At 33.2% G+C, this 26,174-nt stretch carries 23 protein-coding genes; 14 read left to right on the top strand and 9 right to left on the bottom strand.

Features of this window, described 5'->3' with window-relative positions; genetic code table 11:
* Positions 1–81 precede the first annotated feature (81 nt).
* Positions 82–720, bottom strand: coding sequence for a viroplasmin family protein (locus GQR97_RS06625; protein ID WP_158846691.1), 639 nt, complete (start codon positions 718–720; stop codon positions 82–84).
* 51 nt (positions 721–771) lie between these two features.
* Positions 772–1,338, bottom strand: a complete 567-nt coding sequence (locus GQR97_RS06630; RefSeq protein ID WP_158846693.1) for a phosphoribosylglycinamide formyltransferase — start codon at positions 1,336–1,338, stop codon at positions 772–774.
* A 184-nt stretch (positions 1,339–1,522) separates the two neighbouring features.
* Between GQR97_RS06630 and GQR97_RS06635 the strand changes: the two genes are divergently transcribed.
* The 5 genes from GQR97_RS06635 to pyk all read left to right on the top strand — a co-directional run bounded on the left by GQR97_RS06635 (position 1,523) and on the right by pyk (position 5,824).
* The gene (locus tag GQR97_RS06635) at positions 1,523–1,756 is read left to right on the top strand and encodes an acyl carrier protein (RefSeq protein ID WP_007647141.1); all 234 of its coding nucleotides are present in this window, start codon (positions 1,523–1,525) and stop codon (positions 1,754–1,756) included.
* Positions 1,757–1,768: 12 nt separating this feature from the next.
* Positions 1,769–3,019 carry a beta-ketoacyl-ACP synthase II gene (gene fabF, locus GQR97_RS06640; protein WP_158846695.1) on the top strand — a complete coding sequence of 417 codons (1,251 nt, stop codon included), beginning with the start codon at positions 1,769–1,771 and terminating at the stop codon, positions 3,017–3,019.
* A 7-nt stretch (positions 3,020–3,026) separates the two neighbouring features.
* A complete protein-coding gene (gene rnc / locus GQR97_RS06645; RefSeq protein WP_158846697.1) occupies positions 3,027–3,767 on the top strand; it encodes a ribonuclease III in 741 nt (246 codons plus the stop codon).
* Between the two features lie 129 nt (positions 3,768–3,896).
* Entirely contained in the window at positions 3,897–4,382 is a 486-nt protein-coding gene (locus GQR97_RS06650) for an IPExxxVDY family protein (RefSeq protein WP_158846699.1), read from the top strand.
* Positions 4,382–5,824, top strand: coding sequence for a pyruvate kinase (gene pyk, locus GQR97_RS06655; protein WP_158846701.1), 1,443 nt, complete (start codon positions 4,382–4,384; stop codon positions 5,822–5,824). Before GQR97_RS06650 ends, pyk begins: the two co-directional genes overlap by 1 nt.
* An 80-nt stretch (positions 5,825–5,904) precedes the next feature.
* Here pyk and GQR97_RS06660 read toward each other — a convergent pair whose 3' ends face one another.
* The 3 genes from GQR97_RS06660 to dinB all read right to left on the bottom strand — a co-directional run bounded on the left by GQR97_RS06660 (position 5,905) and on the right by dinB (position 11,062).
* Complete coding sequence (locus GQR97_RS06660; RefSeq protein ID WP_158846703.1) at positions 5,905–7,245, bottom strand: hypothetical protein; 1,341 nt, start codon at positions 7,243–7,245, stop codon at positions 5,905–5,907.
* A 15-nt stretch (positions 7,246–7,260) separates the two neighbouring features.
* On the bottom strand, positions 7,261–9,687 hold the full coding sequence (locus tag GQR97_RS06665; protein ID WP_158846705.1) for a TonB-dependent receptor: 2,427 nt from the start codon (positions 9,685–9,687) through the stop codon (positions 7,261–7,263).
* A 277-nt stretch (positions 9,688–9,964) separates the two neighbouring features.
* Entirely contained in the window at positions 9,965–11,062 is a 1,098-nt protein-coding gene (dinB, locus tag GQR97_RS06670; protein WP_158846707.1) for a DNA polymerase IV, read from the bottom strand.
* Positions 11,063–11,144: 82 nt separating this feature from the next.
* Here dinB and GQR97_RS06675 point away from each other — a divergent pair, with 82 nt between their 5' ends.
* The 3 genes from GQR97_RS06675 to GQR97_RS06685 all read left to right on the top strand — a co-directional run bounded on the left by GQR97_RS06675 (position 11,145) and on the right by GQR97_RS06685 (position 13,044).
* Positions 11,145–11,624: a CYTH domain-containing protein gene (locus GQR97_RS06675; RefSeq protein WP_158846709.1), complete on the top strand. Its 480-nt coding sequence runs from the start codon at positions 11,145–11,147 to the stop codon at positions 11,622–11,624.
* A gap of 8 nt (positions 11,625–11,632) precedes the next feature.
* The gene (locus GQR97_RS06680) at positions 11,633–12,172 is read left to right on the top strand and encodes a YciI family protein (RefSeq protein ID WP_410488937.1); all 540 of its coding nucleotides are present in this window, start codon (positions 11,633–11,635) and stop codon (positions 12,170–12,172) included.
* 152 nt (positions 12,173–12,324) lie between these two features.
* Positions 12,325–13,044: an endonuclease/exonuclease/phosphatase family protein gene (locus GQR97_RS06685; RefSeq protein ID WP_158846711.1), complete on the top strand. Its 720-nt coding sequence runs from the start codon at positions 12,325–12,327 to the stop codon at positions 13,042–13,044.
* 18 nt (positions 13,045–13,062) lie between these two features.
* Here the strand turns inward: GQR97_RS06685 and GQR97_RS06690 are convergent, their stop codons facing one another.
* A complete protein-coding gene (locus GQR97_RS06690) occupies positions 13,063–13,410 on the bottom strand; it encodes an arsenate reductase family protein (protein ID WP_158846713.1) in 348 nt (115 codons plus the stop codon).
* A gap of 133 nt (positions 13,411–13,543) precedes the next feature.
* Between GQR97_RS06690 and GQR97_RS06695 the strand changes: the two genes are divergently transcribed.
* Positions 13,544–14,008 (top strand): DinB family protein, encoded by a 465-nt coding sequence (locus tag GQR97_RS06695; protein ID WP_158846715.1) that lies wholly within the window; start codon positions 13,544–13,546, stop codon positions 14,006–14,008.
* Here GQR97_RS06695 and GQR97_RS06700 read toward each other — a convergent pair.
* Both GQR97_RS06700 and GQR97_RS06705 read right to left on the bottom strand, forming a co-directional pair.
* On the bottom strand, positions 13,985–14,671 hold the full coding sequence (locus GQR97_RS06700) for a DUF3298 and DUF4163 domain-containing protein (RefSeq protein WP_233267616.1): 687 nt from the start codon (positions 14,669–14,671) through the stop codon (positions 13,985–13,987). The two genes, GQR97_RS06695 and GQR97_RS06700, sit on opposite strands and share 24 nt — an antisense overlap.
* 235 nt (positions 14,672–14,906) lie before the next feature.
* On the bottom strand, positions 14,907–15,710 hold the full coding sequence (locus GQR97_RS06705; protein ID WP_158846719.1) for a THC0290_0291 family protein: 804 nt from the start codon (positions 15,708–15,710) through the stop codon (positions 14,907–14,909).
* Between the two features lie 201 nt (positions 15,711–15,911).
* On the opposite strand from GQR97_RS06705, the gene gdhA reads away from it, so the two are divergent.
* The 4 genes from gdhA to GQR97_RS06725 all read left to right on the top strand — a co-directional run bounded on the left by gdhA (position 15,912) and on the right by GQR97_RS06725 (position 23,013).
* On the top strand, positions 15,912–17,255 hold the full coding sequence (gene gdhA / locus GQR97_RS06710) for an NADP-specific glutamate dehydrogenase (protein ID WP_158846721.1): 1,344 nt from the start codon (positions 15,912–15,914) through the stop codon (positions 17,253–17,255).
* Positions 17,256–17,462: 207 nt separating this feature from the next.
* Entirely contained in the window at positions 17,463–19,883 is a 2,421-nt protein-coding gene (locus GQR97_RS06715) for an ABC transporter substrate-binding protein (protein ID WP_233267617.1), read from the top strand.
* Positions 19,884–19,906: 23 nt separating this feature from the next.
* Entirely contained in the window at positions 19,907–20,602 is a 696-nt protein-coding gene (recO, locus tag GQR97_RS06720; RefSeq protein ID WP_317164127.1) for a DNA repair protein RecO, read from the top strand.
* Between the two features lie 2 nt (positions 20,603–20,604).
* Positions 20,605–23,013 (top strand): TonB-dependent receptor plug domain-containing protein, encoded by a 2,409-nt coding sequence (locus GQR97_RS06725; RefSeq protein WP_158846725.1) that lies wholly within the window; start codon positions 20,605–20,607, stop codon positions 23,011–23,013.
* Between the two features lie 17 nt (positions 23,014–23,030).
* On the opposite strand, the gene GQR97_RS06730 is transcribed toward GQR97_RS06725, so the two are convergent.
* A complete protein-coding gene (locus tag GQR97_RS06730; protein ID WP_158846727.1) occupies positions 23,031–25,451 on the bottom strand; it encodes a T9SS type A sorting domain-containing protein in 2,421 nt (806 codons plus the stop codon).
* A 242-nt stretch (positions 25,452–25,693) separates the two neighbouring features.
* Here GQR97_RS06730 and GQR97_RS06735 point away from each other — a divergent pair, with 242 nt between their 5' ends.
* The gene (locus GQR97_RS06735) at positions 25,694–26,170 is read left to right on the top strand and encodes a regulatory protein RecX (RefSeq protein ID WP_158846729.1); all 477 of its coding nucleotides are present in this window, start codon (positions 25,694–25,696) and stop codon (positions 26,168–26,170) included.
* Positions 26,171–26,174 lie beyond the last annotated feature (4 nt).

Raw genomic sequence — 26,174 nt, forward strand, 5'->3', positions numbered from 1 at the left:
TGCAAGAAAATTTAATTATTATAGATTAATTCTGTGAATCTATCAATAAGAGAAGTCCTTTAAGTTTTTTATTGAAAACAATTATTTTCGTCCAAAATCTGCTGGAATTTCTCCCCAAGCCTTAGTTTCCCATTTTACAATTACGGTTTTGTAACTATTGTTTTTCAACCAATCTATGGCACGATCTACCAAATCGAAAACGGGTTTGTTCTTGGCGCTACGTTCTAGTTTAGTATTGCATATTTTTTTGCGTACCCAACTCATCGCAGTGCGCGAATCTGTATATAAAATACGGTCGCTGTTATTTTTTTTAAGAATAGCTAAACCGTGAACTAGTGCGAGAAATTCACCTAAATTATTGGTGCCTTCCGGAAAGGGGCCTTGAATAAATAGTTGTTTTTTCGTTTTGGTATCTACACCGCGGTATTCCATAATACCTGGGTTTCCGCTAGAAGCAGCATCAACCGAAATGGAATTATAATTGGGTTGCCCTATTTTTCTAAGCTGTTCGGGAGTTAATTCGCTTTTAAAACCTTTGTTTTTTCTGATGTAATCAAAATAATTACCTTCTAATGCCGTTTCTGCTGCTTCTAATGTTGTAAAGGATTTATATTGTGCGCCATCAAAATTGGTTATTTGTGCTTTACAGTCGTTCCATTTTTTAAAAACGCCTGTTTTTTTGCCTTTCCAAACGGTATAGTATTTCTTTTTTTTAGACATGTTTGGTTATTCCCACGAAAGTGGCAATCTATATAAATTAAAGTTTAGTATTTATTTCGACAATATATCATTTATAACCTTCGGAAAGTATTCCATTTCCAATTCATGAATTTTCGCTGCAACATCATCAGCCGAGTCTGTTTCATTCACATCGCATTTCGCCTGAAAAATTATAGCGCCTTCATCATAATGTTCATTTACATAATGAATGGTGATTCCAGTTTCCTTTTCTTTATTGTTAACAATAGCATTATGAACATGCATTCCAAACATCCCTTTTCCGCCGTAATTTGGTAATAATGCAGGGTGCACATTAATTACCTTATTAGGAAAGGCTTTTAATATGTTTTCGGGAAATTTCCATAAATAGCCCGCCAATACTATTAAATCAGGCTTTGATGCCTTTAAAATGTTAAGAACGTCTTCCGTTTGAGAAATCGCAATTTTATTAAAAGAAAGAGCACTAACCTTAAGTTTTTTGGCGCGATCCAAAACTTTGGCATGAGGATTGTTAGTTAGTATCTGAATAACAGAAGCATTTTCTCTGTTGTGAAAAAACTTAATTAGATTTTCAGCATTAGTACCACTCCCGGACGCAAAAATTACAATTCGTTTCATTTACAGACATTGTGTTTAATAATTATTCAAACAAAAAAAAGAATAAATATTAACAATAAGAAGGTAAAATAGAAATACTTAAAACTTTTTTTAGTAAATTACACACACATTTTTAGAGTAAAGGTGTGTTTTAAAAATAAAGTTTTTTATTTTTGCCAACTAATAAAATTAAAAAATTAAAATTATGTCAGACATTGCATCAAGAGTAAAAGCTATTATCGTTGATAAATTAGGAGTAGACGAAAATGAGGTTGTAACTGAAGCTAGCTTCACAAACGATTTAGGAGCAGACTCTTTAGACACTGTGGAATTAATAATGGAATTTGAAAAAGAATTCGATATCCAAATTCCAGATGATCAAGCTGAAAACATTGCAACAGTAGGTCAAGCTATATCATACATCGAAGCAGCAAAATAAGCAAAATATTTTATGGAATTAAAGCGAGTTGTAGTCACAGGATTAGGGGCTTTAACACCAATAGGCAATACCAAAGATGAATTTTGGGAAGGTTTAGTTAGTGGTAAAAGCGGTGCTGCGCCTATAACATATTATGACACCGAAAAGTTTAAAACGAAATTCGCTTGCGAATTGAAAAACTTTAACGCGACTGATTTTTTTGATAGAAAAGAGGCTCGAAAAATGGATAAGTTTGCACAATATGCTATGGTAGCAGCAGATGAAGCCATTGGAGACTCAAAATTGAATTTAGATTTAGTTGACAAGTTAAGAGTAGGTGTTATATGGGGAGCAGGAATTGGTGGATTGGAAACCTTCCAGAACGAAGTTTTAAACTTTGCTGCAGGAGATGGAACACCAAGGTTTAACCCGTTCTTTATTCCTAAAATGATTGCGGATATTGCACCAGCAAACATCTCTATAAAACATGGTTTTATGGGGCCAAACTATACAACAGTTTCTGCATGTGCATCTTCGGCTAACGCTATGTTTGATGCTTTAAACATTATTCGTTTAGGGCATTGTGATGTGGTTGTTACAGGCGGAAGTGAAGCAGCAGTAACTATTGCAGGTATGGGCGGATTTAATGCTATGCACGCACTATCAACTAGAAATGAAAGTCCGGAAACGGCCTCACGTCCATTTGATGGAACGCGTGATGGTTTTGTTCTAGGCGAAGGTGCAGGCGCACTTATTCTAGAAGAATATGAGCATGCAAAAGCAAGAGGGGCTAAAATTTATGCGGAATTTATTGGAGGAGGTTTATCTTCTGATGCTTACCACATGACAGCACCGCATCCAGATGGAATTGGAGTTGTAGCGGTTATGAAAAATTGCTTGCAAAATGCAGGACTTAAACCGGAAGATGTAGACCATATTAATACACATGGTACATCAACCTCTTTAGGAGATGTTGCAGAATTAAAGGCAATTTCAGAGATCTTTGGAAGTCACGCTAAAGACATAAATATTAATTCAACAAAATCTATGACTGGGCACTTATTAGGTGCAGCAGGCGCTATTGAAGCGATTTCGGTTATTTTGGCGATGGAAAACGGAGTTATACCTCCAACCATAAACCATACTACGGTAGACGAGAATATAGATCCAGAATTAAATTTAACCTTAAACAAGGCACAAAAGCGAGATATAAAAGTAGGAATGAGTAATACATTTGGATTTGGCGGTCACAACGCCTGTGTAGTATTCAAAAAATTAGATTAAATCCCGAATGAAATACATTCGTAACATATTAAATTCCCGTTTTAAACGCAGCGGGAATTTTTTTATGGAAATAAATCAAATTCTTGGTTTTAAGCCTAAGGATATAAAGTATTTCAGAAAGGCTTTTACACACCGTTCTATGAACATAAAAGATAGCGAAGGAAATGCTATTAATTATGAACGATTAGAATTCTTGGGTGATGCCATGTTAAGCGGAGTTATTGCTTCTCACTTATATCTAGAAGTGCCTAGTGGCGATGAAGGTTATCTTACCAAAATGCGCTCTAAAATAGTAAGTAGAGAGCATTTAAACGAGTTAGGTAAGGATTTAAAACTTATTGATTTAGTAGAAAGCAAAATACCAAAAGGCCAATTTGGCGATAATATTCACGGTAACTTGTTTGAAGCTTTAGTAGGAGCTATTTTTTTAGACAGAGGCTATAAGTATTGCGAAAAATTTATTTATAATCGCGTAATTTTGCCTTATGTTGATATCGCGACCTTAGAAGGTAAAGTTATTAGTTATAAGAGTCTGCTTATCGAGTGGTGCCAGAAAGAAAAGAAGACTTTTGGGTATAACGTTTATGAAGATACGGGAAATGATGATGTTAGGCATTTTTCGGTTAAGCTATCTATAGATAATAAGGTTGTATCGAAAGCGCGAGCAACTTCAAAGAAAAAAGCAGAAGAAAAAGCTTCAAAGCGTGCTTTTTTCGTTTTTCAAAATAAAATTACTAAAACAGTTTAGCTAAACTTAAGCTCTACTAGAAAATAAAATTAACTATAACGTTTTAGTACCGATTCTTATTAAGATTCGTTATAAAATGTATTTAGTAATTGTTATATATACTATATTTACAAATATTAAAATGAAGTTATGGCTGTTCATAAACTGATACTTGATGATGTTTTTGACGATGTATCATACATATTAGTAGCAATGCATTGCTCGATTGAGGACTACCGTCTGGCCTTTCTTCTTAATAAACACTTAAAGATAAAACTTGCTAGAAGGTCTAAGGATTTAGATTTTAACAAGGGTAAATCTAACTATTCTATATTTGAATGGGAAGATAAAAAGCAGCTAACCACATGGAGTTTAGTGTCTAATACTTGTAAAACCGAGAGTTTTCAACAAATTAGTTATGAATCTTTATTTGATAATCAAGAAAAAATAACAAAAACAATTCATTTAATACCAGAATATAAGCGTGTTAATTATTTTTTAAAAATAGAAAACGAGTTCAGTTCAAGTAAAGAAAAATATATTTTAGATAATATTTTAGAAATATCTTTAATTGCAACTGCTTATAGTATTGATACAAATCAATTAAAATCAAAAGACAATTTAATTTTTAGCTAATGGCAACAAGAAAAAAAACCAAAATAGTAGCAACCCTAGGGCCAGCTACAAGCACGAAAGAAGTACTAAAAGCGATGCTTGAAGAAGGTGTTAATGTATTTAGAATTAACTTTTCTCATGCTGATTATAAAGATGTGACTGAGCGTATCACCATGATTCGTGAGTTAAACGAAGAGTTTGGTTTTACTGCCGCCATTTTAGGTGATTTACAAGGTCCGAAACTTCGTGTAGGAGTTATGGAAGAAGATGTTTTTGTAAACCCTGGTGACGAAATTATTTTCGCTACGGGTGAACGTTTTGTAGGAACTAAGGAGCGTGTTTACATGACTTACGATAGGTTTCCGCAAGATGCGAAACCAGGTGAACGTATTCTTTTAGATGACGGAAAATTACTTTTTGAAGTTGTTTCTACAGACGGAAAATCTGAAGTTTTAGCAAGAGTTGTTCAAGGTGGACCATTAAAATCTAAAAAAGGAGTAAATCTTCCAAATACAAACATATCTCAACCTGCACTTACAGAAAAAGATATTGAAGATGCTATTTTTGCTATAGGACTAGATGTAGATTGGATGGCATTATCGTTTGTGCGTCATGCTGAAGATTTAATACAATTGCGTGATTTAATAGCAAAACATGGTACACATAAAATTCCAATTATTGCTAAAATTGAAAAACCAGAAGCTGTAGAGAATATTGATAAAATTGTTACGCATTGTGATGGTATTATGGTAGCTCGTGGAGATCTAGGTGTGGAAGTTCCTGCAGAAGAAGTACCGTTAATCCAAAAACAATTGGTTTTACGTGCTAAAAAAGCGAGAATTCCGGTAATTATTGCTACGCAAATGATGGAAACTATGATAGATAGTTTAACGCCAACAAGAGCAGAAGTAAATGATGTTGCCAATTCTGTTATGGATGGTGCCGATGCTGTTATGCTTTCAGGTGAAACATCAGTTGGTAAATATCCTGTGGAAGTTATTAGACAAATGAGCAACATTTTAAAAAGTGTTGAAGATTCTGAATTAATTAAGGTGCCGCAATTACCACCGCATATTAGAACAAATAGGTATATTACAAAATCAATTTGTTATCATGCGGCGCTTATGGCAAATGAAATTGATGCTAGAGCTATTTCTACCTTAACAAATAGTGGTTATACTGCATTTCAAATTTCAGCTTGGAGACCTTCATGTCATATTTTAGTTTTTACATCAAATAAACGAATTTTAACACGTTTAAGTTTGCTTTGGGGTGTTCATGCGTTTTATTATGATAAGTTCGTTAGTACCGATGAAACTATCGAAGATGTTAATGAAATAGCTTGTAAAAAAGGTCATTTAGAAGTTGGTGATATGTTAATTAGTTTAGCTGCTATGCCAATTCAAGATAAAGGTATGGTAAATACTTTAAGAGTTACAGAGATTACTTCTTGTAGCATTTAAAACTTAAATTTTTTATATTAAAAACGCCAATAGATTTAAATCTATTGGCGTTTTTTGTTTGTAATTATATGGCTTGTTTATTAGAAAGTTCCTATAAAGTGGCTTCCTTCTACATTAACTAATTCTGCACCTTTTGTTACAACACCAGTTTCGGTATCTACAACATATATGTTTCCATTTTGTCCAACAGGAGTTTGAGTTAAGTATATTTCTGTTCCATCAACTACAAAACCTTGGTATTGGAATAAGTAGAAATCTTCGTGATATGGGATATCTTCAATTTTTTGAGCTGTTTTAGCATTTAAATCAACAAGAGCAAAAAATCCTTGAGCTCCAGCAACGCCTTCCGCAGAACCATCATGACGGTAAGCTAATACAGCTTTTCCGTTAGAGGCAGGTCTCCAAGCAAGAATATAAGCACCTTCGATACCTAAAGCTTCATCTAAATTAAAATCATAAGAATCGTCATAAGTGTTATCTGCATTGATTTTTAAAATATGAGAACCTTCAGGGTCATTCTGGTTAGCTTGATAAACACTTCCGTCATAAAGAAAAGCATTAATACTACGGTATCCGTTAGTATTTCCGTGTCCTACAGTTGATGTAATAACTGATGGATTTAAAAGTGATGGATAATCTAATACAATCGTTTTAGATCCTAAAATTTCATAATCGCTATCGCCTTCAGTAGTGGCAGGGTCAACTTTACTTAAACGTGCACCAATATATAATTTATCGCCAGCAGCATTTAAAGTTGGCATATCAATTCTAGAAATATAGTAACCTAGAGCTTCTTCTTCAGCTGTTAAAGGCACATCGTGCTCTTGGAAGTTGTTTATTAGCGAGTTTTCTAAATCTAAAGTTACTACACCAATAGTAGCATTAGTTCTTGTGTAATTTCCATCGGCATCAGCTTCATGTTCTGTAGAAACGTAAACGGCAGCACCTGTTTGGTCGCCATCGAATAATTTAATCCATCTTGGAGCTGTTCCTACGTAAGGCGCAATACTGATTTCTGTTCCGGTTTGAGTAAAGGTTTGTCCGCCTTCTACAAGATATTTAGTATAGTTACCACCAGTATCACCGGCGTAGCTAATGTTAAAAATAGTATTTCCATCTTCAGATGATTGTAAACGAGCCGTTCTGTTTGATGGTGCAATAAATCCGTTTTCAAAAGCTTCAATAGATACTGTTGGGTCTTTAGCGTCTTCACTACTAACGGAGTAAATTAAAGTACCGCCATTACCATCGCCAGGTTCTTCACTCATTCTAGCGGCTGCAACTGTTATCCATCTACTTCCTTCTTCACTTATTTCGTCTATAACTTCTTTTGGAGCATCGTCATCACTACAACTATAGGCCAATAATAAAATACTAAATAGCAAGGCTAAGGTTTTAAGGTTTAAAATTTGTTTTTTCATGTTTTTAGAGTTGATTTAAAATTTGTTGATTGTATAATTCAGTTTAAAATAAAAAGCACGTCCTGGTTTTTGTACCGAAAGGTTATCGTAAACGGGCTCGTCAAAAATGTTTTTAATATCGAAGCTCATCGCTAATCTTTTATTAGGGAAAGAGTAGGTAAGGCCTAAATCGTGAACCAATTGTTCGGGTACTTTAAAGAAATCGTCACCAACGGTGTTAGAGCCTTGAGATACTAAGTATGAAAACTCGTCTGTGAAATACACAGAGTAGAAAAGATTTAATAAAGATTTTTTCTGAATAAGTTCTTTGAATGAATACCTCAAACTACCATTCATTGTGAAAAAGGGTGTGTTCGGAATATCGAATTCTGTTCCGTTGGCGGTTTCACTTGTTAAATCGAAACGAGATATATTAAAATTAAAACCTAAGTTTTTATTGTACGTGTAGCTAAGTTGTGTATCTATACCTTTAGATTTTGCATTACCCTGATTAACGTATAAAATTAATTCGTCATCTACGTTTAAAGATGTTTCTATAGGTAATCCAATTCTATCTTTTATGTCTCTTATAAAAGCATTGGTCGAAATGGTAAAAGCATGTTTTTTTATTTTGAATCTACCAAATCTAAAACCCAAGTTGAAATTGTTGCTAACCTCTGGGTTTAAGCTTGGGTTTGCAACAACATTATCACCATCGTTACCAAATACTTCCGTTTCGTTAGGTAATCTAATCGCTTTTTCGGCCGATGTTAATAAGCTAACCGTTGGTGTAATAGCATAAGAGGCTGCAAAACCAAAACCTTCGTACTTATTGTTAGCGCTTACAACTTCATCAACTACGGTATCATTTCCTTCACTATCTGTTGCAATGGTAGGATCGATACTCAAAGTTTTTTGGCTATAATATTTACCAAATATGCTCGTTTTTAATTGGTTGTTAATAGCAGATAGCTCGTAGGTTAAAGCAAAAATATTTTTATATAAATCTCTAGTACCCATGAAGGTGTTTTCTAAAATCGTCCTTAAGGCATCGCTATCTTCTCTTTTAATACTGGAGTATGCATGGTTGAATAGTACTTTATGATGCTCGTTTATAGTATAAGATAATCCGGTTCTAACAGCAGCGACGTTCCTTTCTATTTTTGCTAGAGTTGGTCCGCCTTCTTGCTGAGAATCCCAAGTATATTCGTATTCATCTCCTCTAAAATCTACGGCTCTTTCTCCATTCCAACTGTATGCAGCAGCGATGGTATCATTTACAGTTCGGTTTCGTTTACCGTACAAAGCGTTTATATTTACATCAAAGCCTTCTGTAAAAAGGTCTCTCTTTTTGTAAATTAAATTACCTATCAATGCATCAGACTCTAAAAAACGATCTTTGTATGGTGTGATGGTCATAAAAGCGCCGTGTTGGACTTCTTTGTAATCATCGGAACTTGTTACTCCAACAAAAAATTGATCTGCCCATTTTACGTTTGTGAAACCAATTTGTGCCACGCCACCTGTAGATCTATATGCATCATTAAATCGTCTTGCAGTAATTGGGGTTTGCACACCACCTAAACCAGTAACCACAACACTGCGTCCGGAAACTTTATAATCATTGTCAGAATAATTATGAAACACAGAGGCCTTAACCGTAAAACCAGATTTTTCGAATCTATATAAACCGTTTACGTTAGTTTGAAATGTATTAAATGATCCATAAGAAGCTGAAGCATTCAAGTAGTTTTGAGTAGAATTATGAAGTATAATATTAATGGCGCCACCTAAAGCATCGTCTGCTAAATGTCCAGGAACAACACCTTTGTAAACCTCTATATTTTTAATCATTGAGGCTGGAATACTGTTTAGACTAAAAGAAGAACCATACATGGTGATTGGAACACCATCAATAAAAATTCTAACGGAACTACCAGATAAGCCGTTTAAACTATATTCTACATTGGAACCTAAACCACCATTCTGGCGAATTTTTACACCAGCTGTGGTGTTCAGTAAATCGTTTGTTTGAATGTTTCTAATACTAGCTTCCTTTGTTTGAATAACATTTACAGCAAAGCCTTTATCTTCAATTTGTCTTTTTACGGTTTTACCTGCAATTTTTATTTCTTTTAAATCTTGATAAGAGGCAAATGTTAATAAAATATCTACTTTTTTTTCTGAAGTATTTATGGTAACATCTACAGTTTTAACTTTAGCATCTAAAGAATGAAATTGAAGCGTGTAATTTCCGTAAGGGATACTTTCGAAGTAAAAATCACCATTAATATCTGAGTTTGCTTCCTTTTGAAAATTAGAACCTTTTAAAATAATATAGGCTCCTATAACTGGCTCGTTGCTGTCAAATTTAACTTTACCATATAGATCTCCGTCTTGGCTAAAAGCAAGAATACTGAAGAAGAACAATAAGAAAGTTGAAAATATTTTTACTGATGGCATGAGTAATTTTTTTACAAAACTACTCTTATTTATATTTAGTCCAAATAAAAATAATGGATTTGATGATAATTTAATGCAATGGTAGATTTACTTTTTATTTACAAGAAATTCTATACTCTCATTAAGAATATTTAAGTTTTTTGTGTCTATTTTTAATTATTCTAAATAGTGATATGTCCTAGATTTATACAATTAGATGAGTAAATAAGCAAAAAAATGGCTAGAAGTTGTTAAATAAAGTTAAGTTTGGGTGATTTTTAATAAATATCTTAAACTTTTAAAATCCAAATTTTAGCTGTGCGCTAACACTTTTTGGTTCTGGTGCTTTTTTAGTATCTGTATTTAAATTGGAAAGAGAAATGCCTAGTAATCTCACCGAATTACTCATTTTTTCTTGATAAAGTAAATCTTTTGCCGTTTCTAGAATAATGTTTTTATCACTTATAAAATAGGGAAGTGTTTTGCTTCGTGTTTGTAAACTAAAATCGCTGTACTTTATTTTTAAAGTTACTGTTTTGCCTGCAACTTTACTTTTCAATAAGCGTTTGGTAACTTCTTCAGAAATCTGTTCTAATTTCTCCATCATAAAAACTTCCGAAGATAAATTTTCACTAAAAGTACGTTCGGCGGCTAAGCTTTTTCTAATCCGGTTTGGCTTCACTTCACTAGTATGTATACCGCGAACCACGTTGTAATAATAGCTACCCGATTTTCCAAAGTGCTCCTCTAGAAATTCTATAGATTTTTGTTTCAAATCCATGCCTGTAAAAATGCCTTTTTGATACATTTTTTCGGCAGTAACCTTACCAACGCCATAAAATTTTCTAATATCTAGCGTTTCTAAAAATGGAATAACCTCTTCTGGATTTACTGTTTTTTGTCCGTTAGGTTTATTGTAATCGCTGGCAATTTTGGCAATAAATTTATTAATTGAGATTCCTGCGGAAGCTGTTAAGCCTACTTCATTAAAAATACGCGCTCTAATTTCTTCAGCAATCATAGAGGCGCTTGGATTACCTTTTTTATTTTGCGTAACATCGAGGTAAGCTTCATCTAAGGAAAGCGGTTCTACCAAATCGGTATAATCGAGAAATATTTTTCTAATCTTTTTGGAGATAGAGGTATAGCGTTCAAAATCGGTTTTTACGAAAATTAATTCCGGACAAAGCTTAATGGCCAAGTTTCCAGACATAGCACTTTTTACACCAAACTTCCGGGCTTCGTAACTGGCTGCACTAATTACGCCACGCCTGCCGCTTCCGCCAACAGCAATGGCTTTACCAATTAATTCCGGATTATCCAATTGCGCAACAGACGCATAAAAGGCGTCCATATCCACATGAATAATTTTTCTTATTGGTAAATCGGTTAACATAGTGTAAATTTATCAATTCATATTTAAGGGCAGTTCTTAAACTTAATATTTTTAAAATATTTTCGCTTTCGCGGAATTTCCTATGGTAGAAATAGAACGTAAATTTTTAGTAAAATCGGAAGCGTTTAAAGAGGAGGCTTTCAAACAAACACGAATAAGTCAGGGTTTTTTAAATACCAATAAAGAGCGCACGGTTCGTGTAAGGTTAAAAGGAGAACATGGTTTTATAACGGTAAAAGGTATATCTTCTAAAAATGGAGTATCTCGTTTTGAATGGGAAAAAGAAATTCCAAAAGTTGAAGCGGAAGCGCTATTAGAGTTATGTGAACCTTCAATTATTGATAAAACCAGATATGAAATAAAAAAAGGAAACCATATCTTTGAGGTAGATGAATTTTATGGCGAAAATTCTGGTTTAATTGTTGCAGAAATAGAACTGAATAGTGAAAACGAAACGTATATAAAACCAGATTGGTTGGGAGTAGAAGTTACCGGAGATGTTAGATATTATAATTCGCTATTAAGTAAACAACCTTTTAAATCTTGGAATAAAGAACTTTAATATTATTTATGATGAAAAAAATAATACTACCATTGTTATGTGTTTTATTGTTAGGGTCTTGTAAGAATGAGACAAAACAAGGAAATCAATCTGTTGATGAAATGGGTTTAAAAGAAACTGACACCATTATTGTTGAAGTTCCTGCAGTACCTGTTAAAAAATCAATTAAACAAATAAAAGAAGAATTAACAGCCAAAGGTTTTAAAACTTTTGATTACGTTGATGAAAAAACAAAGGATACCATACTTATGCAACAGTATTTTATGGCATTTTTGAAAAAAAGTGAGATCCATATGCAAAACGAAGAGGAGAGTGAACGTTTGCAAAAGCTCCATCTAGAACATTTATCTAAAATGTACGAGTTGGGTTATGCAGATATTTCTGGACCTTTTGGTGATGATGGTGATATTAGAGGTATAACCATCTATAATGTGCCAACTTTAAAAATGGCAGATAGTTTAGCGAAATCCGATCCAATGGTAGAAGCGGAACGATTAGAAATTGAAATACATCCATGGTGGGCAGCAAAAGGGTACCGTTTAAGATAATACTTAGGGTTTTAAGTAAAATTCTATTTATTGGAAATATTATAACTGTTTCCGCATTATTAATACTTCATTTTATTTTAAAAGATAGTATACAAAAGTTAGAATACTGGTTTTACCGATTTCCTTTACCTATCATAATTGTAGTTGTTTTAATGTTTTCTGTTTTTCTTGGAAAGCGTAGAAAGTACAATTTAATCCTAGCAGGGTTACTATTATGTTTATGGTTTTTTAGAAGCTTTAGCATCAGTTTTCCTGAAGATGTGATAGAGAATGATGTTGAAGTTGTGTTTTGGAATTGCGCTAGAGCTAATAGTTTTAAAACAGCTTTTTTAGAGAACGAAGGGATTCCGGATATTATGGTTTTAAATGAAGCTAAAGCAATTAGCTTAGATAGAGTAAAGAAAAAATACCCTGAATATTATTTTTATAAATCTGATTTTCAGATTGATATTTTTTCAAAAACACCTATTGATATAGAAATAGAGCAGGTATCGAAATTTAATTCGGCAGTAATTAAGTTTAGTTCTGCGGGTATTAATTTCTATGTTGTGGACATGGTAGCAAGTCTAGATGTGCCTAAAACTTGGGAGTTTAAATTTGAAAACAAAATTGTAAAAAACACCGAAAACACTATTGTTTTAGGTGATTTTAATGTGCCTTACGAATCTAGGTTTTTAAATGATTTAAAAGATCATTACAATCACTTTTTTTCCAAAAAAGGTAATGGTTTTAGAGAAACTTGGCCTTGGAATATGCCGTTGTTATCTATTGACCATATTTGGGTGTCTAAAGATTTGAAGATCATAAATTCTGAAAAGATAAATACAAGAAATTCCGATCATAGTATGATTAAAACTGTGATTAGAAAATAAGGCATTTCAAATAAAATATTAAAGGCTTTGTTTTGCAGCCTCAACAGTTTTCTTAGAGTTTCCTATAAAAATAGCGGCTTCATTTATAATTACTGGACGGCTTAAAAAAGTGTAATGCTCCAAAATGTATTGTTTGTAATCACGTTCAGTTAAGTCTTGGTTTTTTAAATCCATTTCTTTGTAAAGCTTAGCGCGTTTGCTAAATAAGGCTTCGTAACTTCCAGAAAGAGCTTCCATTTCCTCTAATTGAGTTACGGTTATAGGTTCTGTTTTAATATCTTGAAGAATATAATTGGAAGGAAGATCCAATTCTTTTAAAATTCTAATACAAGTGCTACACGTTTTTAAGTAATATACTTTTTTCATAACTTTTATTTAAAGCAAAATAAAGCTAATTTTCAGTTTTATGCCAATTGATTTAGAAAATGTTATTGAATAAAATGAATTTATTTTAGCCTGTATTTTGTTTTAGAAGTATATTTATGCAAAAATTAAAAATATGCAATTTACATTCGGCATCTTAGCTAATATTCGTGCTATGGCACAAAAACATATTGAAAATAATACTTTAGAGGATTTAAATAAAATTCCAGAAGGATTCAATAATAATATTATTTGGAATATAGCTCATATGGTAGTTACTACGCAAGTCTTAGTTTATAAGCTTTCTGGCTTACCAATGGTTGTTAGTGATGAGATGATTGGTAAATACAAAAAAGATAGCAAACCAGAAGGTGATGTTACTCAAGCTGAGGTTGATGAAATTAATGGTCTATTAATTTCTACCATTACGAAATTAGAAGCCGATTATAAAACAGGCGTTTTTAAAAATTATACGGAGTATACCGTATCTACCACAGGAAATACATTAAGAAGTATTGATGATGCATTACAGTTTGATTTGGTTCACGAAGGGATGCATTTTGGTTATATTCTTGCACTATCTCGCGCCGTTAAAGGTTAAGTAGCTCTCAATTTCATTAAAAGGAATTTCGAATTCTATAATACCTGTTGAATATGGGGCGATTTCGTATGCATTATAAAGTAAAACAATGCCTTCGTCGTTATAACCCATGTTTTCTGGTAAATTAAAAATGTCTAATTCCGATTCAAATATATCTTTATCTTTTGTGGCTTCTTTAAAATAGGGTGAGGCTATTTGTTTAAAAGCTTCGATATCGTTTATTAAATTTTCATTAGAAATTATTTTTCCAGTTGAAGCTTCAAAATTTAGGAATGAAATTTTTAGCATACCATGCGCACCACCTGTATTCGTATATGATGTTAAGGCAATACTTATAATATTTGGTGAAGTAAACATGATTTCACCATCAATTTGTGCTTCCCATACTTGAGTAGTTTCAGGAAAATCGGTTTGAAAGTTATCAAACTCTTTATTAAAAGTTGTAATACTTTCTTTAATAGTAGTTGTGCGAATACTTTTTGGTTCTCCAATATGTAAATCTGCTATAACCTCTTTATTAATTGCAGAGTTAATAGCATTAGAAATTGATGTATTTCCTAGAGCTTTCGGTATGTTAACTTCAACAATGGTATTTTCTTCTGTTGTAATATTTATATCTTCAAAAGTAGTGTCTATATCGTCTTTACAGCTGAATAATAGCATGAGAGAGCAAATAAAAAAGAGTGAATTCGTTTTAAGCATGGATGGTGTTATTTAGCAACATTAAAGATAATTATTGCATTTGAATACACCGAATTAAAAGGTAATAATATTAAGAGAAACATTAGTGGGGAATATTTCAAAAACAGGTATGGAACCTTATGTTGATTCTAAAAGGGAAAAGGCAGATATTTTATTTAAATACCTGCCTTTTCCCTTTTATATAAATTGAGTTTTATTAATCTAAGTAATAAATATAACCAACGTTAAGCCAAATAAGCCAATCGTTGTTTTTATTATAGTCTAATTGATGGTTAAGTCCATCAACCCAGTCACTAAAATAAAATTGTCCTCTTAAATCTATCATTAAATCTGATACGCGATCTAGCTTATATCGTATTCCAATACTAGATACTGTAGACCAAGTGCCACCTGCTGTAGCATCTACAGAACCAGGATCCCATTGAGAATAAAAATTACTAGCATCTGTGACATCACCTATAGCTGTAGGATCTGGGTTTGCGTAAGTAGTGCTTACACTTGGTGAAAAGGCCGTATAGTGAATTCCTAAACTAACAAAAGGAGCTATTCTAGGATCAAAAGATTGAAATGAGCGTATGCTTAAAGGATAAAATTCAAGTTGGGTACCAATATCAAAATTTTCTGCAACGCCTTTATGGCCTCTTAATTGGTTGGCTTCTGCTGAGTTTTTACTCGCATCGACCCAATGGCCAACATGTTCTAAATTACTTTTGTTGTAAGATATTTCGTTTCGTAATTTGAAATGATCATTAAAATAGGTGTCTGTCGTGTAGCAATTACAATCGGCTTCGTAAGAAAAGTTTAAATAATGAACAATTCCAATTCCAAAGCCTGAATTACCAAAATTTGTACTTGAGTTATCGCGTTGTCCAAAATCCGATCTAAATTGAACTGGGCCTGCTATAACACCAATTTCGTGAGAAAATCCCAGTTGGGCAAATGCTGTTTGGTAGGTAGCAAACACGCAAATAAAACAAGCTAAACGCTTTAAGTTAAGCATAATTAATATACTGTTTTTGAGGCATTAATAAAAGCAAATATAGAAAATCTCATCGAACTAACAAATGTTTATAACCTTAGAGCTAATAAAGTGTAAACTTGTATTGCGAATTTTTAAAAAATAACACTATATTTTTAAAGATAACGTATATTTGCATCCGATAATTGTATATTATATAATTTTTAATACATTTTATATTAAATGAAAAATAACATTAAAGCATTTTTAGATCTAGTAAAAGAACGAAATGGCAATGAGCCTGAGTTTTTACAAGCTGTAGAAGAGGTTGCGGAAACTGTAATTCCGTACATTGTTAAACACGATATATATTACGGCAAAAATATTTTGTTAAGGATGGTAGAGCCGGAGCGTGTCATTACATTCAGGGTTTGCTGGGTAGATGACGCTGGCGAAATTCAAGTAAATCGTGGATATAGAATTCAAATGAATTCTGCCATTGGTCCTTATAAAGGCGGATTGCGTTTCCATCCAACTGTAAATATGAGTATTTTAAAGTTTTTAGCTTTCGAGCAAGTCTTTAAAAATAGTTTAACCACGTTACCAATGGGTGGCGGAAAAGGTGGAAGTGATTTTGATCCAAAAGGGAAAAGTGATAACGAAATTATGCGTTTTTGCCATGCCTTTATGGGTGAATTGTTTAGACATATTGGCGCAAATACAGATGTTCCTGCTGGTGATATAGGTGTTGGAGCTCGCGAAATTGGATTTCTGTTTGGTATGTATAAAAAGCTCTCAAATGAGTTTACGGGCGTGTTAACAGGAAAAGGAATGTCTTGGGGTGGATCGTTAATTAGACCTGAAGCAACAGGCTATGGCAATGTTTATTTTGCACAAAAAATGCTTGAAACTAAAAAAGATAGTTTTGAAGGAAAAACAGTTGTAGTTTCTGGTTCTGGTAATGTGGCGCAGTATGCTGCAGAAAAAGTGCTACAATTAGGAGGAAAGGTGCTTACACTTTCTGATTCTTCTGGATATATTTATGATGAAGATGGTATCGATGCTGATAAATTAGCCTTTGTTATGAACCTTAAAAACGTTAAACGTGGCAGAATTAGTGAATATTTAGAGAGCTACCCGAACGCAACCTTTGTAAAAGGAAAAACGCCTTGGGGAGTTAAATGTGATATTGCATTACCATGCGCTACGCAAAATGAATTAAATGAAGACGATGCTAAAACTTTAGTTTCAAATGGTTGTATTTGTGTTAGCGAAGGTGCTAATATGCCATCTACAAAGGATGCTATTACGGTATTTCATGAAGCAAAAATATTATTCGCGCCAGGTAAAGCCTCAAACGCTGGTGGTGTAGCAACTTCTGGTTTAGAGATGACTCAAAATTCATTACGTTTTAAATGGACAAGAGAAGAAGTAGATAGTAAATTAAAGGATATTATGTCCGATATTCATAAATCATGTTTAGAGTTTGGAGAAGATGAAGATGGATATGTAGACTATGTTCGTGGAGCAAATATTGCTGGTTTTGTAAAAGTGGCCGATGCCATGTTAGCACAAGGAGTGGTATAAAGTCTAAAAAATAGGTTTTAAAAAAAAGCTTTCTGTTTTTGCAGAAGGCTTTTTTTGTTTTAGAATAAAAAATTTAGCTGTTAATCTTAACTTTAAGGGCTATAATATATTTTTTTGAAGCAAAACTCGTTAGTTATAAATATATTTGGATCAAATTAAACTACTAGTGGTTTTATCAAAGGATTCTATCTAAAATTAATAATTTTTTTGAAATTTCATAAATTATGGAATAATCCGATAAATATTTTGGAAAACGGAAAACCTTGTTTATACTTAAAAATGATGCTTAAAAAATTAATAATTTTTCTAATTTATATTTTGCCATTGGTGCAGTATGCTCAAGATTTTTCGAATATTTGGGATGGTTATTTTTCATACAATCAAGTCAATGATGTTGTAGTTGGAAATAATAAAATATATGCAGCTTCAGAAAATGCTGTTTTTAGTTTCGACCCACAAACTAAAGAATTAGAAGAAATTACCACAATTAATGGCTTATCGGGTGAAACCATTTCAACCATATATTACAGTGATGTCTATGCGTTGTTAGTGGTTGCTTACGAAAATGGTTTAATTGAAATTGTTTTCGACGACGACGATAATGTATTAACTGTAGTCGATATTGTAAATAAATCTACTATCGGCGATGGCGATAAAAAAATTAATCATATTAATGCTTATGAAAATTTTATTTATTTGTCTACAGGTTATGGTATTTCTGTATTCGATCTAGAGCGTTTAGAGTTTGGAGATACTTATTTTATTGGAGACCTAGGAAGTCAGATAGAAGTGAGTCAAACCACTGTTTTTGGTGATTATATTTATGCAGCTTGCCGCGATGGTGGTGGTTTGAAAAAAGCTGCTATTGCTAGCCCAAATTTAATCGATTATAAAAATTGGCAGCTAGTAACTGGTGGTGATTTTTTGTCTGTAGAAGCAAACCAAAATAAATTGTATGCTATAAATACAAGTAAAAGAATATACGAGGTTAATAATGATGTGTTAACTAGTTTGTTTGTGTTTTCAGATACGCCTTTAAAAATGGTTGCTGCAGAACAAAATTTAATTGTAACCACTAAAAACAATATTTTTGTTTACGATATCGATTTTAATTTGCTAGTTCAAGCTTCAAAAAGTACAGATTACGATACCGATTTTAATGCGGCCATAGTTAATAACGATAATATTTATGTAGGTACCGATAATTTTGGTGTTTTATCTACATCTTTATCAAATCTTGCTAATTATGAAGAAATTTATCCAGACGGACCTTTATTAAATGCTCCTTTTTTAATTCAATCCGAACCTAATGGTATATGGGTTACTTATGGAGAGTATTCTTTGTATTACGAGCCGCTTTCTGGCAATAGGGGCATGAGTCATTTAAACGATGGAACTTGGATAAATACAGCTTATAGTGATTTGTTAGGAGCTACTCATTTAAATTATGTTTCTGTTAATCCTTCAAACAACAATCAAGTGTTTGTGAGTTCTTTTTTTCAAGGTTTATTGGAGTTTAATAACGACGAGCCTACTGTTTTGTATGATGAAACAAATAGTGCGTTAGAATCGCTTCAATTACCAGGGAATTCAAACTATAGAAGTATAAGAGTTGGTGGGTCTGTATTTGATAATAATGGTTTGTTGTGGACTATAACGAGTTTAGTCGAAGAACCTTTGAAATCATATAACCCCGTTGGTAATCAATGGGTTTCTTATAGTTTTGAAGATATAATTGAAGATGTAATAAATGATAATTTAGGGTTTAGCGATTTAATTGTAGATGATAATGGTACAAAATGGATAGCAAGTTTTTCTAAAGGTATTATTGGTTTTAATGAAAATAACGGAAGTCCGTTAATTAAAAATATTAGTGAACTCGATGGTAATTTACCTATTAAAACAGTAAGAGCATTAGCTTTAGATAATAGAAATCAACTATGGGTTGGTACTGATCTTGGTTTAAGAGTTTTATATAATACATCTGGATTTTTTACAGATGAAAATGTTACTACAGATGAGATTATAATTATTGAAGATGGTATTGCAAAAGAACTCCTAGCAGATCAATATATTTCAGATATAAAAGTGGATGGAGGAAACAATAAATGGATTTCCACTATTGGAGCCGGTGTGTTTTATCTATCTTCAGATGGGCAGGAAACTATATATCATTTTACAACCGATAATTCACCATTGCCTTCAAACGATGTCAATGATATTTCTATCGATGAGACTAATAGCCTCATTTATTTTGCTACAAGTAAAGGTTTAGTTTCATTTAAGTCGGGAGGCTCAAGCACAACGGAAGATTTAGAATCAGTTTACGCTTATCCAAACCCAGTGCGTCCAAACTTTAATATCGTTGAAAAAAAGGTAACTATTAAAAATATTTCCGATAACGTAAATATCAAAATTACGGATATAGAAGGTAATTTGGTAGCCGAAGCGCAATCTCGAATTAATCTAAGATATAATAACTACAACCTTGAAATAGATGGTGGAACCGTATTTTGGAATGGAAAAAATATGGCAAATAATATTGTGTCTTCTGGAGTGTATTTAGTTATGATTTCCGATTTAGATACTTTCGAAACTAAGGTTGTTAAACTAATGGTAGTTAGGTAATGTTAGTTAAAACCAACGCCATAGTGTTGTCTAAACTAAAATATAGAGACAGCGATTTAATAGTAAAATGCTATACCAAAGAATTAGGTGTTGTTAGTTTTTTACTTCGTGGTGTTTTAAAAAGTAAAAAGGGTAGCACCAAAGTTGCATACTTTCAATTGTTATCTCAGTTGCAAATTACTGTTAATTATAAATCAAGTCGCTCGCTGCAAAGTTTAAGCGAGGTGAGGTTAAATCATCTATATGGTAGTTTACATACGCATGTTTTAAAAAGTGCTATTGTCATGTTTCTGTCCGAGGTTTTAAGCAGTGCTTTACGCGAAGAAGAATCGAATGAAATCCTATTTAGCTATTTAGAGACTACTTTATTATGGCTAGACGAACAAAGTGATTACGCTAATTTTCACTTATTATTTTTACTAAATTTAACGAAGTATTTAGGCTTTTATCCTGATGTCATCGATAGAGAATTAAATCATTTTAATTTAGTTGAAGGTAAATTTCAAATTAAGCAAGACTTCAGAAATACTATAACAGGTGAAGATTTAAACCTGCTTAAAAAACTATTGGAAACAACATTTGATACCTTACAAGATGTGAAAATTAATGCGAGGCAAAGGCAATCGTTTTTAAATATGATTTTGCTATATTTCGAACTACAATTGGGAAGTTTTAAAACACCAAAATCATTAAAGATTTTTAATCAAGTTTTTAATTAAGCATGAAATTTTTTTATAGCATATTTTTCTTTTTTTTAATTTGGGCATCCTGTGCTCAAAATGTAAAGGTGCTTAATAAAAGAACCCAAGAGCCTATTTTTGGAGTTGCTATTTATAATGTCGATAAATCGAAATCGGAAGTTACTAATTTTAGAGGCGAAGCCTCGTTGAGTGAGTTTCAAGATACCGAAGTTATTTATTTTAAACACTTATCCCACGTTTTAAAGCAAACTACCAAAGTAGAGATTGGATCGTTAAAAAAAATATTTCTTGAATCGAATACCGAAGGACTTCAGGAAATTGTTATTTCAGCTTCAAAATTCGAACAAAGCAAAAGAGATATTCCGCAAAAAATAGTAAGTCTAAACGCGGAAAATATACAATTTACCAACCCACAAACTAGTGCAGATTTATTAGAAACCACGGGGCAAGTTTATGTGCAAAAAAGCCAAATGGGAGGAGGTAGCCCAATGATTCGAGGATTTTCAACCAATAGATTATTAATTACCGTTGATGGTGTACGTATGAACAACGCTATTTTTAGAGGCGGAAATCTTCAAAATGTAATTGCAATAGATCCTTTTTCAGTACAAAACACAGAAGTAACTCTAGGCGCAGGATCGGTAATTTATGGAAGTGATGCTGTTGGTGGTGTTATGAGTTTTTATACCCGAAAACCTCAATTATCTTACACCGATTCCCTTTTAATTAAATCGAATATTGTTGCACGATACGCCTCCGCAAGTAATGAAAATACAGGGCATTTCGATATTAATTTGGGTTATAAAAAACTAGCATTTGTTACCAGTGCCAGTTATACCAATTTTGGAGATTTAAAAATGGGTAAAAACGGCCCAGACGATTATTTAAGGCCAGAATATGTTGTAACAAGGAGTGATGGCGATGTTATTGAAGAAAACTCGAATCCATTACAGCAAAAGTATTCGGGTTACAATCAATTAAATTTAATGCAAAAAGTTAGGTATGAACCTTTGGAGAATTTAAGTTTCGATTTAGGTTTGTTTTACACCACATCGTCTAATATTCCAAGATACGATCGTTTAATTCGATATAGAAGTGGCACTTTACGCTCTGCAGAATGGAATTATGGACCGCAAAATTGGTTTATGTCTAATTTGCAGATTACTAAATTGAGTAGTAACTCTAATCTTTACGATAAAATAAATGCGACAATGGCGTATCAAAATTTTGAAGAAAGTAGAATGGATCGCGATTTTCAATCATCCATCAGGAGCATTCGGGAAGAAGCTGTAGACGCTTACTCATTCAATTTAGATTTAGAAAAAACTATAAACTCTAAAATGCAATTCTTTTACGGTTTCGAGTATGTTTATAATAAAGTATCATCAATTGGTTCCGAAGAAAACATAGATACAAACATATTAACATCAACAGTTTCTCGCTATCCCAATGGTGCTACTTGGCAATCTGCTGCGGTTTATTCTAGTATAAAATATAAACCAAATACCAAGTTTGTATTTCAATCTGGGTTGCGTTTTAATCATGTTATTTCTAAAGCAGATTTCACCGAAAACAATGTGTATTTAAATTTACCTTTTACAACTTCTAAAAATGAAGCTGGTGCGCTTACAGGCACAGCAGGAATAAGCTGGTCGCCAAATAATATCATACAATGGAAGCTTAATGCGTCTTCGGCCTTTAGAGCACCAAATATTGACGATATTGGTAAGGTTTTCGATTCCGAACCTGGTTCGGTGGTAGTTCCAAACAATAATTTAAGACCCGAATACGCTTATGGTGGTGAACTCGGTTTAAAATTGAATTTCGACGACACAGTTATTTTAGATTTAAACACCTATTATACGTATTTAGATAATGCTTTGGTGCGCCGAGATTATAGTTTAAATGGTGAAACCGAAATTATGTACGATGGCGAATTAAGTAACGTACAAGCCATTCAGAATGCATCAAAAGCATGGATTTATGGTTTTGAAGTTGGATTGAAATACCATATATCAAAACAGTTAAAACTAACTTCGCAATATAACGTTATTGGTGGCACAGAAGAAGATGAAGGTATTGAAGTTCCAATTAGGCATGTTGCTCCATATTTTGGAAATACGCACATTACGTGGGCTAGAAACAAGTTGAAACTAGATGCTTTTGCTAATTATAATAACGAATTATCGTATAATCAATTAGCGCCTTCAGAAATTGAAAAAGATTATATATATGCTCTGGATGCTAACGGAAACCCTTATTCTCCGGCTTGGCACACATTTAATTTAAGAGGCCAATACCAAATACATAAATCTACATCGGTTTCGGCAAGTGTAGAGAATATAACCAACAAACGCTACAAAACCTATTCTTCTGGAATTGCAGCGGCTGGAATAAATGTTATTTTAGCATTAAAGTATACTTTGTAATTTCGGTGTAAACCTAATTATCTTTTTATTGCTTTCTTTGTGATTACAGCATTGTTAGAAAGTTGAACTTGAGCAATGTAAACTGCAGTATTTATGTTTGAAAGCCTAAACGTTTCAGAGCTGTTTTGTCCTTCAAATTGGTATAGTTTTCTACCGTATAAATCGTAAATAATAATCGATTTAATAGTTTCGCTAGTTCCTGTTTTAAAGTTTACTTGGTCGTTATCTAATTGAATAATTTGTAACGTATTTTCGTTAGTAGCTATATCGCTTACCGAAAGCGTAGTGTCCTCTTTAAAAACAATTTGAAAACGTTCTTTAAACTCTCCTGTTTCCGATGTGAAACTATAATCGCTATCCGATAAGTTATGTGAGATGTCAAGCAAATCATCTTTTAAATAGACCGTGTTATTGTCAAGAAAATCACCCTGTAGTTTGTCTATAGATATTGTGTATTCTGTTTCTGCATTGATAAATGAGTTGAAACCTAAATTGATAATCTCATCTTCATTTATACTTTCTGAAGACTTCCCTTGAATGGCGAATTTTTTAATAGAGCCTTCTATGGTAGAGTAAAGTGCAGCACCGCTAGTTGGGTATTTATCAGCATCAAAGACTAAACCATCATCGTCATTAGTTGCGCCATTTACATAAGCTATTAAAATTTGATTGTAAACACCATTATCAGATGTTAAATCAAGCCATAATTTATCTGCAATAGTTGTACTGCTAGATGTGTTTTTAGAATTAGTGCCTTTAAAAAATTCGCTATTTGCCGTTATATCAGTTAATCGCATTGCATTGTTAAAAATAACTTCGCCCGTTGCAATAGCTCCAGAAACAGATGTTGTTGGAGATGAGTTTGAATAGCCTACAAAAAAGGCTTGACCCGACGGAATTGCTCTATGTCCTGTTGATGTTATTACAATTGGTAAAGTTCCATCGCCTCCAGCAGTTTCGCCAGAGCCATTTATAATAGCATAATCATTATTTGAAAAATTGAGTTGTTCGTTACCGTTAGCAGTAGAGGCAGGCGGTGTGTTGTGAGACCATAAAAATATGGCTCCACCTAAATCAGCTGTGCTAGTAGTGCCATCGTTGGCCAATAAAAACAAATCGGCATCAATAGCAGAAGGATAAGGGTTTCCAATAAAATTCCAGTTTGTGTCGTTAAGTTCAGAATCATTTCTATGAACAGGTACAGATATAACACCGTTATTAAAGGCGCCTTCAAAAGTGTAGCTAAATTCATATGGAGCACTACCAGGGCCAGCAAAGCCTACAGGGTCGTGCATAGATGCGTAACCAACACCTGTTTCCATAACTGTCGAGCCGTTTACATTAAGCCAATCGTCACCATTATCATCAATATCATCTTGTCCGGCAATAGTTGCGTTGTTGTTGTTAGTTTCTGCCGTAGCATCTAGAAAATTTTCGCTAAGAAATTTATAGCGTCTGTTCGATTTAGATTCAGATAAACCATTATCAATATCTGCTCCTGCTACAGGAGAACTCCAGGCGGTGTATTCGTACCAATAGTTTGTTGGGGCGGTAATTTTTGTAACTTCAATATAACCATTGTTAGTAATGGTGCTTGAGTCGTCATTTTGTACAAATGCGCCTTGAGATGCCACATAAATGTTTGCATTTGCTTCTACAGTTAGGTCGTTTTTTACTTCAACAAAGGTGTTGTTTGCAATGGTTAAATCGAAGTTTGAGCTAACGGTTAAACTACAAGCTTGAATGTTTCCATTACTACTAGTATCGTAGTTGGCATCAAGAATCGCTTCTGTTGTTAAATCTGGTGTGCCTGTACTCCATGTTGATCCGTTCCAGATTGAAGTTGATAAGCAACAAGAAGTAGGAGCATTTCCAAAACCTGTCATATCTTCACCGTCGGTTATTTCATCAAACCGGGTGCTTGGATCTGACCAACCGGTAAGGTTACCCGAGCATAAACCATCTTTAATTTGTAAATTATTATTTGCCGTAGAGACTCCTCCTCCAGTCCAAGCACTACCAGGGTCAGAACCACAAGTTCCAAAAACATCTTGTAAAGCTCCGCCTAAATATAATTGTAAAGAGTCGTCTCCATTAAAGTCAAATCCGTAATCTGTTGTTCCTGATAGATTTGTTCCATTCGAATTTGCATAGGTAATTAAATTTGTTGTTCCTATTACCCATACTTCATTAGCTCGTAAAGTTCCCGAAGTAATATTTATACCAGATAAAATTGAACAAGCTCCTCCATTCCTTCCTAGATAAACCCGTAGGTTATTTGTAGGTGAAAAAACAATATCTGAGCCTGATACATTGTATATTTCAATACCTTTTGGAGTAGTTCCCGAAGCAGCTTCTATATATTGGCTAATCATTATTTGTGATTGTCCAATATTATAAGCTAAAAGCATTAATATTATAAGAGAGAATTTTTTCAAAACATTTGGGGTTTTATAATTATCTTTTCATTTTTAGTAGTAACAACACCGTTAGAGACTTTCAAAATTTCTAACGGTACTGTAATTACAAGGGCAAAATTACATATTTTTTATACTAAAGGGTATTTGTATAGACGCAATGCCTAATTAATACGTTGAATACCTTTTATTTATCGATAAACTTTAGTTTTAAACTATGTAAATTTCAATTTTATTTAATCTAATTGTTATTTTTGTTACTTATGCAGCGTTCCATAAAATCTTATACTTTACAAGAAGCCACCAAAAAACTGGAGCATTATTGCGCATATCAAGAACGTTGCCATCAAGAGGTTAGGCAAAAGCTAATCTCTATGCACATGATTCCCGAAATTGTAGATGTCGTTACCGTTCATCTTATCGAAAATAATTATCTTAATGAAGAACGATTTGCGAAGGCTTATGTTCGCGGCAAGTTCAGAATTAAGCATTGGGGCAAAGGTCGATTATCTTTTGAACTCAAGAAAAAGGACATTAGTAAATTTAATGTAAATCAGGCACTTGCCGAAATCGAAAATGAGGATTACATCGAGATTTTCAATGAGTTAGCCGAAAAAAAGGTTGAAACCATAAAAGAGAGCAACGTTTATAAGAAACGTAAAAAATTTGTAGACTATTTTCTATATCGCGGTTGGGAGTCTTACTTGGTTTACGAAAAAGCGCACGAATTAATAAAATAAGGCA

It is taken from the genome of Algibacter sp. L1A34 (assembly GCF_009796805.1).
GTDB lineage: Bacteria > Bacteroidota > Bacteroidia > Flavobacteriales > Flavobacteriaceae > Algibacter.

Bases quoted from the DNA above. Each gene is read 5' to 3' on its own strand.
- GQR97_RS06690 (WP_158846713.1), bottom strand. From the start codon at position 13,410: ATGAAAAAAGTATATTACTTAAAAACGTGTAGCACTTGTATTAGAATT.
- GQR97_RS06660 (WP_158846703.1), bottom strand. From the start codon at position 7,245: ATGAAAAAACAAATTTTAAACCTTAAAACCTTAGCCTTGCTATTTAGT.
- GQR97_RS06685 (WP_158846711.1), top strand. From the start codon at position 12,325: ATGTTTTCTGTTTTTCTTGGAAAGCGTAGAAAGTACAATTTAATCCTA.
- GQR97_RS06675 (WP_158846709.1), top strand. From the start codon at position 11,145: ATGGTAGAAATAGAACGTAAATTTTTAGTAAAATCGGAAGCGTTTAAA.
- GQR97_RS06625 (WP_158846691.1), bottom strand. From the start codon at position 720: ATGTCTAAAAAAAAGAAATACTATACCGTTTGGAAAGGCAAAAAAACA.
- GQR97_RS06680 (WP_410488937.1), top strand. From the start codon at position 11,633: ATGATGAAAAAAATAATACTACCATTGTTATGTGTTTTATTGTTAGGG.
- GQR97_RS06735 (WP_158846729.1), top strand. From the start codon at position 25,694: ATGCAGCGTTCCATAAAATCTTATACTTTACAAGAAGCCACCAAAAAA.
- gdhA (WP_158846721.1), top strand. From the start codon at position 15,912: ATGAAAAATAACATTAAAGCATTTTTAGATCTAGTAAAAGAACGAAAT.
- GQR97_RS06635 (WP_007647141.1), top strand. From the start codon at position 1,523: ATGTCAGACATTGCATCAAGAGTAAAAGCTATTATCGTTGATAAATTA.
- rnc (WP_158846697.1), top strand. From the start codon at position 3,027: ATGAAATACATTCGTAACATATTAAATTCCCGTTTTAAACGCAGCGGG.
- GQR97_RS06665 (WP_158846705.1), bottom strand. From the start codon at position 9,687: ATGCCATCAGTAAAAATATTTTCAACTTTCTTATTGTTCTTCTTCAGT.
- GQR97_RS06700 (WP_233267616.1), bottom strand. From the start codon at position 14,671: ATGCTATTATTCAGCTGTAAAGACGATATAGACACTACTTTTGAAGAT.
- dinB (WP_158846707.1), bottom strand. From the start codon at position 11,062: ATGTTAACCGATTTACCAATAAGAAAAATTATTCATGTGGATATGGAC.
- fabF (WP_158846695.1), top strand. From the start codon at position 1,769: ATGGAATTAAAGCGAGTTGTAGTCACAGGATTAGGGGCTTTAACACCA.
- GQR97_RS06695 (WP_158846715.1), top strand. From the start codon at position 13,544: ATGCAATTTACATTCGGCATCTTAGCTAATATTCGTGCTATGGCACAA.
- GQR97_RS06725 (WP_158846725.1), top strand. From the start codon at position 20,605: ATGAAATTTTTTTATAGCATATTTTTCTTTTTTTTAATTTGGGCATCC.
- GQR97_RS06630 (WP_158846693.1), bottom strand. From the start codon at position 1,338: ATGAAACGAATTGTAATTTTTGCGTCCGGGAGTGGTACTAATGCTGAA.
- pyk (WP_158846701.1), top strand. From the start codon at position 4,382: ATGGCAACAAGAAAAAAAACCAAAATAGTAGCAACCCTAGGGCCAGCT.
- GQR97_RS06705 (WP_158846719.1), bottom strand. From the start codon at position 15,710: ATGCTTAACTTAAAGCGTTTAGCTTGTTTTATTTGCGTGTTTGCTACC.
- GQR97_RS06650 (WP_158846699.1), top strand. From the start codon at position 3,897: ATGGCTGTTCATAAACTGATACTTGATGATGTTTTTGACGATGTATCA.